We start from the raw sequence: 15,953 nt of genomic DNA on the forward strand, positions 1-15,953 counted from the left end.
ATGAAAAAAATATCACTACTTCCATAAAGGAAGTTATTGCATATACAATAGCAATACGAAACAAAGAGGATTTATATAAGGAGGTGGTGATTTCCATGGGGATAAAAAAGTTATTTGGATTTCTTAGTTTGTTTGTTATTTGTATTGTGCTTGTAGCATGCGGTGTGGAAGAGAAAACTGAAGTCCAGTTATTAAAAGAAATGCCAAAGCCAAAAGCAATGACAATTGATCCCTCACTAAGTAAAAAAGAAGCGACAGAAATGGTTCATGCGGCGCAGCGTTTTTATGCATTTTGGGATACAGGTAAGGAGGAACTTATTCCGCAGACTGTTACTAAAGATTTCTTCGATAATACATTGCCGAAAGGGCGACCACAAGGCATTGAAGGATTAAAGTTTGCAGCGCAAAATTTTCGTAAAGTTGTGCCTGATATACATTGCGAGATTGAAGACTTATTAGTTGTTGGAGGTAAAGTAACAGCCCGTCTTTCTTTTACAGGAACGCATAATGGTAAGGAAATTAATTTTTTTGCAATTGATATTTTACATGTGAAAGACGGAAAGATAACGGAAGATTGGCATTTAGAAGATAATCTTACACTACAGCAGCAACTCAGCTTAATAGCTGAAGAGTAGATCATATTGGGGAGAGGAAAGCGATGAAAAATATATTTATTATAAATGGACATGAAAAATACGTTACAAAGGAAGGACGATTAAATAAAACGTTAGTAGATCATATGGTTACTGTATTAGGCGAGAATCATTATGTGAAAACAACAACGATTCAAGATGGGTACAATATTAAAGAAGAACAAGATAAATTTTTATGGGCAGATGTTGTTATTTATCAAACACCGATTTATTGGTTTAGTGTACCAGGTTTATTTAAAACGTATATGGATGAAGTATATGAATACGGTTTGTTCTTTAAAGGTGCAGATGAATACGGAACAGGTGGTTTATTAAAAAAGAAATCGTATATGTTCTCTACAACTTGGAATGCACCTGAAAAAGCATTTGGAGATAAGACGAAGTTCTTTGAAGGAGAAAGTTTAGAATCAGCGCTTAGTCATTTACACCGCGTGCAAAAGTTTCTCGGTATGAGTCCGTTAAAGAGTTTTGCTTGTTATGATGTGGTGAAGAATCCGGATATAGAGAAGTATTTAGGGAACTTGAAGAATCATTTAGAAGAAGTTATTCAATAATTAGAGTCATCCCCGTATTTAATGCGGGGATGACTCTATCCATAACTTCGTAAAATTTGCCCAGCTGAATGAATCAGTTGTTACGTTTTTTTAGGAAGGGTGATATGTTATTCTTTTTAAAACGGATCAACTTCAGCCAAATCAGGGTTAGCATTCGGATTTGTTAATAAGGTTTTCAGCTCACCTACTTCAGAGAGCGCAACGAGGATATAACCACTAATAAGGACGACGAGTCCGATGACCCTTAATGTTTGCAGTGTAATATCACGGCTATTGTTTTCGGAGTTGTCTTGGGGCGTTGAAGGTGGATTGTTATTCATAAATAAGGCTCCCATCTTTTGTATTTATATATGTGCGAAATCATTATTTAACTTATGGATAGGAATTATATAGTCATTTTCACTATATGAGAAATGCCTATGAAAAGTGATAAGGAATTTTGGGGCGAGAAAAGGGGGGAATCCAAAAGATTATTAAAACTGAACTTTTGGATTCCCCCCTTTTTTATTTATCCTGCTATTTGTGGTGGTCGGATTTCCTGTAAACGACCAGTTGACTCATTATTTTCATGTAAATACAAGGTTAGTTAACCAAAGTAGTTATCCTAATATACGCAACGATTCTTCAATAAACGCTGGGATGTCCTCTGGCTGTCTACTTGTTACTAGCTGATTTTGACATACGACAACCTCTTTGTCATGAAAGTTCCCGCCGGCATTTTTCAAATCGACTTCAATAGATTTATATCCAGTTACATCGCGTCCTTCAAGTGTTTGTGCAGTGATGAGTAGCTGAGGTCCGTGACAAATAGCGAAAACAGGTTTTTCCGCATCCATAAATGCTTTACTAAAGCGAACAAAACGTTCATCGGCACGAAGTATATCTGGAGAAAATCCACCCGGTATGAAGAGGGCATCAAAGTTCTCTGGAGAAACATCATCAATACTTTTATCAATCACGACTTCACTTTTTCCTTGCTTACCGTGTACCGTTTTCCCTTTTTCCATTTCAATAGTTGTGAATTCATATCCCTTTTGTTTAAAAGCTTCTACTGGCTCTGTGTATTCTGTATCCTCGAAATAATCCGTTATTAAAATAGCAATTTTTTTACTCATTCTAATCCGCTCCTTATATTATATTATCGGCTCCAGAATCTTCCTTGGGCAATGCCTTCTATAAATGATTCAATTGAAGTATTTGTTAAGTTGTAAACTCCTGCTTCATCCAGTTTAATCTTACTATGGTCCAAAGCATGAGGATTACTAAGGACATGAGCTATCGGTTTAAAATGTTTAAAAGTAGTTTCTGCAAATTCTAAAACAGGGGGTTGAATGACAGACTCACTACTAAACACTAATACTGCATCAAAAAGGGAGGAGTCTGTTGTTGTATAAGTATCAGTTACTTTAATGGAATCATTGAACTGATAAATTTTATTATCTATGATGCTATAGTTAATACGATGCTGTGCAAAAGCTTGAATCCATTCGGACAGAAGGGAGACACTTGGGTCACCATTTAATAGAATTGCAACATTTTTGGAGTCAGCTTTAAAAATAGTGTTAGACATACTTAGTGCAGGTGATTTTGCATCTGAATTTACTTCGTGATTTTCCTTAGGTAAAGGAGATCCAATAATGTTAGCGACTTCTTGTGCTAATTGACGATCGACGTGGTTTAGGAGAGCAATTACATTTGCCTTCACCATGTCTGATTTACACTTCCCAACTTCGAAGCAAAAAGCTTCTTTTATGTGCTGCTTTTCAATAGGGCTCATACTATTGTAGAAAAGTTTAGCCTGAGAATAAAAGTTAAGAAAGCTTTTACTGCGACCTCTAATTTTATGCCCATCAATCTTTTCTTGATAATGTTCATATCCTCCTTGTTCGGCTTGGACGGTTGCAGGTTGATTGTTATTTAATCCATTAGGATGATAGCTTGTTTGACCGCGATGAATCTGCATTTGATGCATACCATCACGTTGATTATTATGAAAAGGACATACGGGCTGATTGATAGGGATTTGATGGAAATTAGGGCCCCCTAAACGAGATAATTGTGTATCTGTATAGGAGAATAATCTTCCTTGCAGAAGAGGGTCATTTGAAAAATCAATACCTGGTACGACATGACCAGGGTGAAAAGCTACCTGCTCTGTTTCAGCAAAGAAGTTATCAACATTTTTGTTCAATGTCATTTTACCAACTAATTTTACGGGAACTTCTTCTTCTGGCCATAATTTCGTTGGATCTAAAATATCAAAATCAAATTTATGTTCATCTTCTTCTGGAATTAACTGTAATCCAAGCTCCCATTCAGGATAATCCCCTTTTTCAATTGCTTCGTATAAATCTTGACGATGAAAATCAGGATTTTTCCCAGCAATCTTTTGAGCTTCATCCCATACTAATGAATGAACCCCGAGGGTAGGTTTCCAGTGAAATTTTACGAAATGGGCTTTTCCTTCTGCGTTAATGAGTCGAAATGTGTGAACTCCAAAACCTTCCATCATTCGTAAACTACGTGGAATAGTTCGGTCGCTCATTTGCCACATGACCATATGAGTGGACTCAGGATTATGCGCAACAAAGTCCCAAAAGGTATCATGAGCGCTAGCTCCTTGAGGAATATTATTATGTGGTTCTGGTTTAACTGCATGGACAAAATCAGGAAATTTAATGGCATCTTGGATAAAGAATACTGGCATATTATTACCCACTAAATCATAGTTTCCTTCATCTGTATAAAATTTTGTGGCGAATCCGCGTACATCTCTTACTGTGTCATTGGATCCTTTAGAACCTTGAACGGTTGAGAACCGTACAAATACAGGTGTTTTCTTTGAAGGATTAGTAAGAAAATCTGCTTTCGTATATGCTTCTAACGATTCATAAAGCTGAAAATAACCATGAGCGCCAACTCCGCGTGCATGAACAATCCTTTCAGGAATTCGTTCATGATCAAAGTGGGTCATTTTCTCGCGAAAGTGGAAATCTTCTATTAAGGTTGGGCCTCTTAAGCCCATCTTTAAAGAAAATTCATCTTCAGCTATTTTTACTCCTTGGTTTGTTGTTAAAGCATGTTTGCGTTGATTGTCGGTAACATGGTGCTTCAATTGCTCCATTTTTTTATTCACAATATAGGCCCCTCCTTTACGCTGTTAATTTAATAGATACCCTTTTTATTAGGACGTAAACATGTATTATGATTTTTGTATGTAAAAATCATAATTAAACCCTAAAACATCAAGGGGAAGAAAGGGAGTTTGTATAGCACTCTATGCTTAAGAAAAACAGGAGTAACATACCTAAAGTTTGTAATTAAGTATGAACGATAGGTTTAACATTAAAAAATAAAAAAGCCAAGGAGATAATTTATTTTCTCCTTGGCTTTTAAGATAATTCTTTTCGTTAAAATGCGGAAATTCTTTGCTTCGTTTTTGGTACAATAATAAATTTGATCCAGAGTAACCCGACAATCATAATGATAAGGCTATGTAAAAATTGACCTGTAGCAATGAGTATAACAATTGAAAATACAATGAGTTGAATACTTAGCAATATAAAGATTAAGCTAAGAAACTGCTTCATCCTTTCTTCAGTATGGATTGGATATAATGCTACAATAATATTTCCCGAAAAATATTTCCATAGTGAACGAAGCTGCATAGAGATCATATATAGAACGATGTAAGTGATAGCGCCTTTTACGTATATATTTGGTATGAAATATAAGGCGAAAGCACTGATCAATCCTAAGCGAATATATATACCGAAATAATCATTTCCACGTAAAAATGCTAGTGTATGTAAGTAGAAGAAAGTTGCTCGTTTTTTATGTAATAAAGGTTCAATCCAATTTGTAAGCCATTTTCTTTTATTTACTTGTTTATTCAGTTGCGGAACATCTGTAAAAATGCTAGCAAATTGATAAAAACGAACGTTCATTTTTTCTTCTTGCTCGATTATGTAATCCCACGGTATTCGTTTTGTAGGCTGTTTTTTCGTATATAGAAGTAGGAAAGCAAGTAGTAAGAGTAGTCCGCCCAATATGAGAACATTTGCGGAATAAAACAGCATGAAAACGATTAGGGCGTTACAAGTAATACGAATGATTAGCCATATGTTTTTTTCGTGACTATCACGCCACATCCAATGTATGTACATGTTCCAGGCTTTCGTAATCATTAACATGATAAAGATTGTACATAAAAAAGGAACCGTTAATTGCAATGATTGCATAGCAAGTGGAACGAGAATAAGGAACGTAAATAACAATGGGAAAAGCTGAATGATGTAATTGTATAGAAGAGATTTTTTGAAATAAGATGTTAATTTCTCTTCTAGTGCTAGTAAATAGACAGCATCAGGTTTTTGAATAAATGTACGGATAGGGCATCTCGTTATAATGAATGTAAGTACAATCGTTATAATTATTAAAGATATTCCTTTAGAAGGAGATGCTTTTAGAAACTGAGCATAATAATATGCACCAACGCATGAAATAAAGATAAAGCTATATAGTAAACCGTTAATCATACGTGCAAAGTATGTAATGATATTTTGAATATGTTGTTGGAAGCGACTGCTCCATAGCGATTCGATTGACATGTTTTTCACCTCTTTGTTCTATTATATATGTTTTACAAAAGAAAAAACGAGCAAATTGCGTTATGCAACTTGCCCGTTTTTCTTTTCGTTATTTTTTTTCTGATCACGATTCATTAATGGATAGAAAGCAAATCCGATTACGAATAAACCAATTCCGAGAAGGAACGTTTTTATATCGGATGCGCCGGTTTTAATAACCCATAGTGCGTAGCAAAGTGCGATAACTGCGACTATGCCATCTGTAATTCTTGCCCGCATTTCATTTTTATATGTTTCACCAGTTGCGACTAGTTTTAACTGGAAGATTGGTGAAACGAGATATGGAATGAGGTAGGCCAGTGTCGATACGGTAATAACGAATGTATAAGCTTCCGCAATGGTTCCTGATAATGTTGAGAATAGGAATACTTGCGACATAATGTTTGTTAATCGTAATGAGTAAATTGGACTTCCTTTTTTATTTGTTTTCGTGAAGAAGGAAGGGAAGAAACCTTCTTTTGCTGCTTGATAAGGTACTTCTGAGCTTAATAAAATCCAGCCTAAGATAGAACCGAACAGGGAAGTAAGAGCAAGTAATGCCATCAGTTTCCCGCCGCCATGACCCATTGCAGCGTTTAATGCATCTGCTAATGGACGTTCAGAAGCTTGTAATTTATCAACGTGAAGTACACCCATTGTTAAAATTGTAATTCCTAAGTAAATTGCAACTGTAATAAGTAATCCAGCAACTGTTGCACGTTTTACCGTTTTTGGAGAAACAGCACGGTTTGATAAAAGAACGGCTGATTCAATTCCGATAAACGCCCAAAGCGTTGTAAGAGCAGCTAAATTTACTTGTGAAAGAAGACCATGTGATACACCTGATTTATCAATCATCGGCGTGTACCATTGTCCAAACTTAGAAGCTTCGAATGCAAATAACGTAACGACGATGAATAAAAGGAATCCAGTTACTTTCGTTGTTGTTGCTAAGAAGTTTAGTTTTCCAGCTCCGCTTACACCATTTGTTAATATAATATGAGTTCCCCAAAGTAAGATGGAACAAATCGTAAATGTAATTAGTTTTCCGACTTCTATGTTAAAAGAACCGATTGAAAATAGTAGTCGCGTATCTTTCATAATTGGGAAGAAGAGTGATAAATATCCCGCAAATGATGTAATGATGGCAACGTTACTTGCCCAGTTTGCAACCCAATATCCCCATACCATACTGAATCCAGCCATTTTTTTCTTTTTTGGTGTTGAGAATAAAGCATATGCATGACTTTGTGGTCCTGTCGTTAAATCAGGACGACGAATTGCTAAATTACCGAAAACAAGAGCTAGCATTAAAACACCAAACCCTGTTGTTAACCAAGCTAAAGTGACACCGAGTGGGCTTGCTGTTTGTGCCAACGTACTTGGCACCATGAAAATACCAGCGCCAACCATGTTACCGACAACGAAAGCTGTTAGTACCCAAAAGCCCCATTTTTTTTGTTGCATAGAAAATACCTCCAAAGTTAGTATAACCAAGTCAAGCGAGGAGATATGTATGTCTTCCTGAGTCAGGAAGAGAAGTCCCAAACAAAACAAAAAAAGCACGTAATCTGCCGCTACATGCTTTCTATCTTATAAGAAACCCACGACATACCTCTCGATAGCTCTCCACAAACGAAACGTTTGTGACAGTTCTGCACTTATTAAATGCAGACCCAGCAAGTGTGCATGGTGGACACGACTTACTTCGGCAACCATTCCTTTCTCATTCCTTCATCAATGCCACTACATCTCCCGAAATGATACTCTTAATGATTGCAACCTCTACCTCACCGAGATACGAATGAGGATTTAAATATTAAATTAACGTCTTTAAGAGTAACAAATGAATTTTTATACGTCAATGGATATAGTAATAATCAGATTATAGAGAAGAGTTTGTGATTAAAAATAAGAGGGATTGTTATGTGATATTTGAATTTTCGTAATATAATACATGTTATTGGCGCTAGATGATTGAAAAGGGGATGAAATAAATGTCTGTTTGTCATAAACATTCAGTAATAGGTGTGTTAGATTCGGGAGTTGGGGGATTAACAGTTGCGAGCGAAATTATAAGACAATTGCCTAAAGAGAGCATTTATTATATTGGTGATAATAAGCGTTGCCCGTATGGGCCAAGAAGTGTAGAGGAGGTGCAATCTTTCGTATTTGAAATGGTTGAGTTCCTCAAACAGTTTCCATTAAAAGCGCTAGTCGTAGCATGTAATACTGCTGCAGCTGCTGCATTGACTGCGCTGCAAGAAGCACTTTCCATTCCAGTTATTGGCGTTATACATCCAGGAGCAAGAGCGGCAATTAAAGTAACAAAGAAAGAGAAGATCGGAGTAATTGGAACTGTAGGTACGATAAAATCTAATATGTACGAAAAAGCATTACACGAGCTTGATACATATTTGGAAGTGCATAGTCATGCGTGTCCGACTTTAGCTACAGTTGTAGAAAATCGATTAGAAGATATAGCATATGTCACGCAGCAAGTGAAACAAGCGTTACTTCCATTAACGAAAGAAGATATAGATACGTTAATTCTTGGGTGTACGCATTATCCACTTCTAGAGTCCTATATAAAAAAGGAACTAGGAGAAGATGTAACGATTATTAGTTCTGCAGAAGAAACAGCGATAGAGTTAAGTACCATTTTACAGCACAAAGGAATTTTGTCTGACAATCTGAATCCGAAGCATCGCTTTTTTACAACGGGATCTGTTTTATCATTTGAACATATTGCTGAGCGATGGCTAGGGTATCAAATTTCTGTAGAATGTGTGGATTTACCCGTAAAGAATGCTCGTATCTGTAATTAGACTGTATTAAAGTACTTTTTGTTCAATAAATTAGGTTAGTTGCATAAGAAGGAAAAAATGCACTTTTAATTGAAAGGATTAAGGTCATTTCAATTAAAGGGGAGATTGGATTATGGAATTATCAAGATCTCAATTATTTGCTTTAGAGTATATTTCAAAATATGCAGAGAACGAAAAACGTGAGGCTAAAGCAACGATTAATCATATACTTAAAATGTCTAATATTACAGATGAAATATTTGAAGAAGCTGTCGCTAATTTAAAATCTCATGCAAGGATTGCTTTACACTTTCATCCAGACAGACTTGATTTGAGTATGAAAAGTGTTGCTGAAGCATTGTTTGAGCAAGGAGTATATAAAAGTCAATTTGAAACATTACTATCTAATGGAAGCGTATCTGCTTACCCTGGTGGTGAACGTGACCTTTGGGAAAAGAGAATATTTGGAGGGGCATATCAATTAGAAGGCGTAACGAATGAGCAACGGCCAAAATACGGAGCGCTAAATTTAATGTTACATCCAGATGGGCCGGCTCCGCGTTTTGGTTCATGTTATTTTCTTTTATCTCCAAAAGTTTCTTCGCGCTCTACATATACGTATTTAGATTCGCATCAAGATCCGAAAGAAAAGGGGACTTATGAGGAGTTTGATATGATTTTAGCTGCTCTTTTGGAAGAGACATTTGTAAGAGATTTTGCAATTGGTGAAGGAAATTTGACTCCAACAATATTAATTAATCATTTACTGGCTAATCTGAAAAGGCCGTTTATAGATTTAGTAAGCAAAGAGCCAGCCCGTAATCTTAATCATTATATTGAAGCGCAGATTCATGGAGAGATTTCTCTTAAAGAAGACGTAGAGGTGCTTGTTGCAGATCCTTCATTTAAGGGTACGGATGTAGGAAGAGTTTTAGAAGAAATTTGCCTGAAGTATGCTATTGATTTGTATTGGCACATCGGTTTTGTACTTATGGTAGACGAAGTTCCGATGGCTTTTAGAGGTTCAAAAATGCCATCTTTAGCAAGACGCATTGCAAGGAATCATTGTATCGATGCAAATATAATTGGCTCTGCTGTAGTGGATTTGAAACGCAATCCATTATCTTGGAGTGATCGTGGCACTTATGAAGAAGTGCTTCAGGAATTAAAATTATTATGGCATGTTTTAGTTCGATTTGGAAAACCAAATCGGAAGTAGAATGAAATACTCCGTTTTTCGGAAGTATTTATATAGAAAAGAAGCTGATTTAAAAATAAATCAGCTTCTTTTTATAAGATTAAACTAAGTTTAATACAGTTACTTTTTCACGTGTCATAGACTCAAGGCTCTTACGAATACCTTGTGCGCCCATACCTGAACCTTTTACACCGATGAATGGGAAGTGATCAGGGCCGCGCTCTGTACGTCCGTTAATTTGAACAGAACCAGTTTCGATTTTGTTAGCAATTGCAAATGCTTTGTTAATGTCTTTTGTGAAGACACTTGCTTGTAAGCCGAACTCTGATTTGTTAGCAATTTCAATTGCTTGCTCGTCTGAAGAAACACGGATGATTGGAAGGATTGGGCCAAATGGCTCTTCCCAAGCAACTTTCATTTCTTCTGTTACGTGGTCGATTAATGTTGGGTAAATTAAGTTACGCTCACGTTTGTTACCGATAACGATTGTAGCACCTTTTTCAACAGCATCGTCAACTAAGCCTTGAACGAAGTCAGCAGACTTGTCGTCGATTAATGGAACGATTGTGCTGTCTTGTTCTGGAGATCCAACTGATAGTTCAGCTACTTGCGCTTTTAATAAGCTAACAAGCTCGTCCGCTACGTTTTCGTGTACAAGTACACGTTTAATAGCTGTACAACGTTGACCAGAGTAAGAGAATGCACCGCTTACGATATGGTTTGCAGCATCTTGTAAGTCAGCATCTTCACGAACGATACCAGGATCTTTACCACCAAGTTCTAATACAAGTGGAATCATTGAAGCTTTTTTCGCTAAATGTTTACCTGTGTTTGTACCACCTGTGAACGATACCATATTGACGCCTTCGTGTTCTACTAAGTAGTCACCAATTACAGAACCGCGTCCTGTAGCTACGTTTACAAGACCTTTTGGAAGGCCGGCTTTGTGAAGTGCTTCAACCATTTTAATACCACTAATTGCACCTTGAGTTGCTGGTTTGAAAATAACAGCGTTACCCATAATTAATGCTGGTGCAAGTTTTGCAGCAGATAAGTTTACTGGGTAGTTAAATGGTGCGATTGCTAATACAACACCAAGTGGTGCGCGTTGGATGATCGCAAGTTTCGATTTCGTTCCGCCAGGGAAGCTATCGCCCATCATGCTTTCTCCGTGCATATGTAAAGCTTCTTCGATCGTGTAACGAATGAAGTCAGCTGTACGAACAACTTCTTTCTTCGCATCTTTATAGCCTTTACCGACTTCTTTCATAATGATATCGGCAATTTCATCCTGCATATTTACGAGCTCATCAGCCCATTTATATAAGTATTTTGCGCGATCTTGTAGGGAAGCTTCAGCCCATGATTTTTGAGCTTCTTTTGCAGATGCAATTGCTTCATCTACTTCTCCGCGAGTAATTGCTTGTACTTGTCCAATTACTTCGTGTAAGTATGGAGATGGAATTTCGATTGTTTCTCCTGAAGAGCTTTCTCTCCATTCTCCGTCTAAATAAAATTTGTACGTATTGCTAGTTGTCATGATTAGTCCTCCTAAAATAGCAACTTGTAAGAGTGAGTATAAGGTGATTGTAGGGGGTTTGATAACATTTTTCAAATGAAATGTTTGTGAAAACGATTTCTTATTCTTTTTTTATTTTGTATGCCCTTTCTTACAGAACATTCTTTTATTTCAAACTGGTTTATTATGTCATGAACCATTTGCATTTTCGTGCATTTTACTTTATGTGTAAAAAAACAATTGACAGAATACTCAATAAAGTTGTAAGATTATAAATGGAAAATAAATGAAGGGGGTGTGCGTAATGATTGTAATCGTAAATGTAATGAGCTTAGCTCTGTTAAATGGCAGAAAACATTTATATCATTACGCAACCCGTGCGGATATATAGGGCATCTTTGTCTTATAAAAAGCGTACGTTGCGTATATCGTAACGTACGCTTTTTATGCATTCCTGTGCATATCGTCAAGCGGCGGTATGCTTTTTTTTTGTTTATTTTCCATGTTACTATATAAAATTTTGGAAGGTGGAAAAATGTGATGAGATTGTATGGGTTACGAAATGTAAATGTGATGGGTTTGGATAGCGGATAAAGAAATGAGAAGTAAACGAGAACGAGAAGGGAGAGGTTACATTGTTATCAGTATTACTAAAGTTAAAATGGTTTTTTAAAGAGCACTGGAAGAGATATAGTATTGCCATTGGAGCTCTTTTAATTGTGAATATAGTTGAAGTTATTCCCCCGAAAGTGTTAGGGGTTACGATAGATAACATAAAAACAGGAACGTTATCGAACGAAGCAATTATGCAATCTATTCTCATTTTAATAGGGGTTACGATCGTTGGATATGGCCTCACTTTCGTATGGCAACATCAATTGTTTGGCGGTGCATTTGTACTGGAGAAAACGATGCGCTCTAAATTTATGGGGCATTTACTTAAGATGACGCCGACTTTTTATCAAAAAAATCGTACTGGCGATTTAATGGCGAGAGCAACGAATGATTTAAAAGCAATCGCTATGACAGCTGGTTTTGGTATATTAACGCTCGTGGATTCTAGTTTATATATGCTTACGATCGTTTGTATGATGGGTTTTACAATTAGTTGGGAGCTTACATTTGCAGCGCTTATACCGCTTCCAATTATGGCGTATGCAATGAATATATATGGAAAGAAATTGCATGAAAGATTTACAGTTGCGCAAGATGCGTTCGGTGATATGAATGATAAAGTGCTTGAATCAATCGCTGGTGTGCGCGTTATTCGTGCATACGTACAAGAGAATGCAGACGAGGAAAGATTTCATCATTTAGGAGATGACGTCTACGAAAAAAATATGAAGGTAGCGAGAATTGATGCATTATTCCAACCAACTGTGAAAATGCTTGTCGGTCTTAGTTATTTAATCGGTTTAGTGTACGGTGCATACCTTGTGTTCCAGTCAAAGGTGACGCTTGGTGAACTCGTTTCTTTTAACGTGTATTTAGGGATGATGATTTGGCCGATGTTTGCAATTGGTGAATTAATTAATGTTATGCAAAGAGGAAATGCTTCGCTTGACCGTGTGAATGAAACGTTAGCGTATGAGCCAGATGTAAAGAATCCGAAACATCCAAAGCTTGTGCAAGAGCCGGATTATATTCAGTTTGATGATGTGTCTTTCTCATATCCTTCATCAACTGAAGAAAATTTAAAAAAGGTTTCTTTCACATTAAAGCAAGGAGAAACGCTTGGGGTTGTCGGAAAAACAGGAAGTGGGAAAACGACGCTTGTACGTCAACTTCTTCGTCAATATCCGCTTGGAGATGGAGATATTGCAGTCTCTGATGTGACGTTAGATAACATAGCGAATGAAAATGTACTCGGATGGATTGGGTATGTACCTCAGGAACATATTTTGTTCTCAAAAACAGCGAGGGAAAATATTTTATTCGGAAACCGAGAAGCGAGTGAAGAAGAACTCGAGAAAGCGATTGAAATCGCGGCGTTTACAAAGGATTTAGAGTTTTTACCAGAAGGTTTAGAAACGCTCGTTGGAGAGAAAGGTGTTTCTTTATCAGGTGGACAAAAGCAAAGGATTTCAATTGCGCGAGCTGTTATTCAAAATCCAGAAATTTTAATTTTGGATGATTCTTTATCAGCTGTAGATGCTCGTACGGAAGCAGCGATCATTGAAAATATAAGAACGGAAAGAAGCGGAAAGACGACGATTATTACGACGCATCGTTTATCTGCAGTGCAACATGCGGATTGGATTCTCGTTATGGATGAAGGCGCAGTTATGGAAGAAGGTACGCATGCTCAGCTTATCCAGAGCGGAGGCTGGTATGCTGAACAGTTTGAAAGACAACAAGGTGAAAGTGAAAGTGCGGATAGTGGGGTGAAAATATGAGCGTTTCAAAACGATTGTTTCAATACGCGATGAAAGTGAAAGGGACGATTTTTGCAGCGATGGCGATGTTATTTATTTTCGTCATTGCAGAGCTTGCTGGTCCTTTCGTCGCTAAAACGATGATTGATGATCATATCGTCGGGATAGAGAAACCTTGGTATGAAACAGAAAAGAGTGAAGAAGCTGTTTCATATAATGGCGCGTTTTATAAGCGAAGTGATCGCTTTGAACAAGGCGAGACAAAAGGTAAAGAAGTACGCGTAATGCAAGTCGGTTTTCAATATTACTTTGTACCGAATAAAGTGAATATTGAAGGATCACGTACTGTAAAAGGGGATATGATTACCGTTCAAAATGGTAAGGCGGTGCAAGTGTATAAAGCGAAGGCATTAACGAAAGAAGAAGTGTTTGCGTTTTATAAACCAGAAATAAACCGTCTATTATTACTTGGTGGTGGCTATTTCGCTTTATTAGTAGTCGTATCATTATTTGCATACGGAAAGCAGTTCTTTTTGCAGAAGGCAGCGAACAAAATTATTCAAATTATGAGGGAAGATGTTTTTTCTCATATTCAAACGTTGCCGATTCGGTACTTTGATCATTTACCGGCGGGGAAAATTGTTTCGCGCGTGACGAATGATACAGAGGCCATTCGTGATTTATATGTAACGGTACTTGCAACATTCGTTTCTAGTATCATCTATATTATTGGGATATTTGCTGCACTATTTTTACTAGATGTGAAGCTCGCTTCACTATGTTTATTAATTATCCCAATTTTAATTGTTTGGGCGATTCTTTATAGAAAATACGCGTCTGTATACAATCATAAAATGCGCTCTCGTTTATCTGATATTAACGGAACAGTGAATGAATCCATTCAAGGGATGCCAATTATTCAAGCGTTCCGTCAAGAGCGTGAAACGAAAAAAGAATTTGAAGAATTAAATGGCGATTATTTTAAGTATCAAAATAAAATTTTAAATTTAAATGCAGCAACTTCGCATAACTTAGTAGCCGTATTAAGAAATATCGCTTTCACAGGAGTGATTTGGTATTTCGGAGGTGCGTCATTAAGTGCTACAGGTATTATTTCACTTGGGGTACTGTATGCGTTCGTCGATTATTTAACACGATTATTCTCGCCAATTACGAATATGGTGAACCAGCTTGCCAACTTAGAGCAAGCGCGCGTTGCATCAGAACGTGTCTTTGAATTGTTAGAGGAAAAAGGGGAAGCGGTAGAAGAAGAACGTATGCCTCGTTTAAAAGGAAATGTAAAATTTGATAATGTATCATTTTCTTATAATGGAAAAGATGAGGTGTTAAAAAATATTTCTTTTGAAGCGAAACAAGGCGAGACAGTGGCACTTGTCGGTCATACTGGATCAGGAAAAAGTTCTATCATGAATGTACTCTTTCAATTTTATGAGTTTGAAAAAGGAAGGCTTACGATTGATGGTCACGATGTAAGAGAAATGCCGAAACAAGCAACTCGTGAGCATATGGGAATCGTATTGCAAGACCCGTTTTTATTTAGCGGGACGGTCGCTTCCAATGTAAGCTTAGAGAACGAAAAAATTTCAAAAGAGCGTATCATAAAAGCATTGCATGATGTTGGTGCTGAAAGATTTGCAAACAATATAAATGAAGAAATTACAGAAAAGGGAAGTACGCTTTCCACTGGAGAACGTCAGCTTATTTCATTTGCTAGGGCGCTTGCTTTTGATCCAGCTATCTTAATTTTAGATGAAGCAACGTCTAGTATTGATACAGAAACAGAGGCGATGATTCAACAAGCACTAGAAGTTGTGAAAAAAGGAAGAACGACATTTATTATTGCTCACCGTCTTTCAACGATTAAAAGCGCAGATCAAATTATTGTGCTCGATAGAGGAACGATTTTGGAAAAAGGGTCTCATGATGAACTAATGAAAAAGCGTGGGCGTTATTATGATATGTATAAAACGCAAATGGAAGGCAATCAGAGTGCTTAATAGGTATGGAGGAGAACTTGTGATTTTCACAAGTTCTTTTTTATTGATGAACATGTCGACTCTTTAGCGAATTACGACAGTTAAATAAGAAGTATTGTTTTACCTTTTTCTTTATAAATGCTATATTAAAAAATGTTACTTATTTTTTGTATGTAGCGTTATTTTTCCCTTTTGTTTGATTATGAAGAAAAAGGATAAACT

12 protein-coding genes and 1 riboswitch are annotated in these 15,953 nt (G+C 36.8%); of the genes, 6 read left to right on the plus strand and 6 right to left on the minus strand.

Translation table 11 applies throughout. The features are described from left to right. Positions 1-95: 95 nt before the first annotated feature. Both ACS2FK_RS05270 and ACS2FK_RS05275 read left to right on the plus strand, forming a co-directional pair. Entirely contained in the window at positions 96-635 is a 540-nt protein-coding gene (locus tag ACS2FK_RS05270) for an ester cyclase (RefSeq protein ID WP_063546543.1), read from the plus strand. Positions 636-658: 23 nt separating this feature from the next. Beyond that, positions 659-1,207, plus strand: coding sequence for an NAD(P)H-dependent oxidoreductase (locus tag ACS2FK_RS05275; protein ID WP_063546545.1), 549 nt, complete (start codon positions 659-661; stop codon positions 1,205-1,207). A gap of 116 nt (positions 1,208-1,323) precedes the next feature. Here ACS2FK_RS05275 and ACS2FK_RS05280 read toward each other — a convergent pair whose 3' ends face one another. From ACS2FK_RS05280 to ACS2FK_RS05300, 5 genes are all read right to left on the minus strand, one after another. After that, positions 1,324-1,527 carry a hypothetical protein gene (locus tag ACS2FK_RS05280; RefSeq protein WP_016078064.1) on the minus strand — a complete coding sequence of 68 codons (204 nt, stop codon included), beginning with the start codon at positions 1,525-1,527 and terminating at the stop codon, positions 1,324-1,326. Positions 1,528-1,806: 279 nt separating this feature from the next. Beyond that, positions 1,807-2,322, minus strand: a complete 516-nt coding sequence (locus tag ACS2FK_RS05285) for a type 1 glutamine amidotransferase domain-containing protein (protein ID WP_000037532.1) — start codon at positions 2,320-2,322, stop codon at positions 1,807-1,809. Positions 2,323-2,345: 23 nt separating this feature from the next. Then, positions 2,346-4,343 (minus strand): catalase, encoded by a 1,998-nt coding sequence (locus ACS2FK_RS05290; protein WP_063546547.1) that lies wholly within the window; start codon positions 4,341-4,343, stop codon positions 2,346-2,348. Positions 4,344-4,617: 274 nt separating this feature from the next. Continuing rightward, on the minus strand, positions 4,618-5,817 hold the full coding sequence (locus tag ACS2FK_RS05295; RefSeq protein WP_063546549.1) for an ABC transporter permease: 1,200 nt from the start codon (positions 5,815-5,817) through the stop codon (positions 4,618-4,620). Positions 5,818-5,877: 60 nt separating this feature from the next. Further along, positions 5,878-7,302 (minus strand): amino acid permease, encoded by a 1,425-nt coding sequence (locus ACS2FK_RS05300; RefSeq protein ID WP_001186292.1) that lies wholly within the window; start codon positions 7,300-7,302, stop codon positions 5,878-5,880. Between the two features lie 147 nt (positions 7,303-7,449). Continuing rightward, positions 7,450-7,631, minus strand: a riboswitch (Lysine riboswitch). A gap of 201 nt (positions 7,632-7,832) precedes the next feature. Here ACS2FK_RS05300 and racE point away from each other — a divergent pair. Further along, entirely contained in the window at positions 7,833-8,663 is an 831-nt protein-coding gene (racE, locus tag ACS2FK_RS05305; protein ID WP_000109671.1) for a glutamate racemase, read from the plus strand. A 112-nt stretch (positions 8,664-8,775) separates the two neighbouring features. After that, a complete protein-coding gene (locus ACS2FK_RS05310) occupies positions 8,776-9,861 on the plus strand; it encodes a DUF3626 domain-containing protein (protein ID WP_063546551.1) in 1,086 nt (361 codons plus the stop codon). A 79-nt stretch (positions 9,862-9,940) separates the two neighbouring features. On the opposite strand, the gene gapN is transcribed toward ACS2FK_RS05310, so the two are convergent. Then, complete coding sequence (gapN, locus tag ACS2FK_RS05315; RefSeq protein WP_000213616.1) at positions 9,941-11,380, minus strand: NADP-dependent glyceraldehyde-3-phosphate dehydrogenase; 1,440 nt, start codon at positions 11,378-11,380, stop codon at positions 9,941-9,943. Between the two features lie 614 nt (positions 11,381-11,994). Between gapN and ACS2FK_RS05320 the strand changes: the two genes are divergently transcribed. Continuing rightward, entirely contained in the window at positions 11,995-13,755 is a 1,761-nt protein-coding gene (locus ACS2FK_RS05320) for an ABC transporter ATP-binding protein (RefSeq protein WP_063546553.1), read from the plus strand. Further along, positions 13,752-15,752: an ABC transporter ATP-binding protein gene (locus tag ACS2FK_RS05325; protein ID WP_063546555.1), complete on the plus strand. Its 2,001-nt coding sequence runs from the start codon at positions 13,752-13,754 to the stop codon at positions 15,750-15,752. The genes ACS2FK_RS05320 and ACS2FK_RS05325 overlap by 4 nt, the downstream gene beginning before the upstream one ends. Positions 15,753-15,953 lie beyond the last annotated feature (201 nt).

It is taken from the genome of Bacillus cereus group sp. BceL220 (assembly GCF_051776965.1).
Lineage (GTDB): Bacteria > Bacillota > Bacilli > Bacillales > Bacillaceae_G > Bacillus_A > Bacillus_A cereus.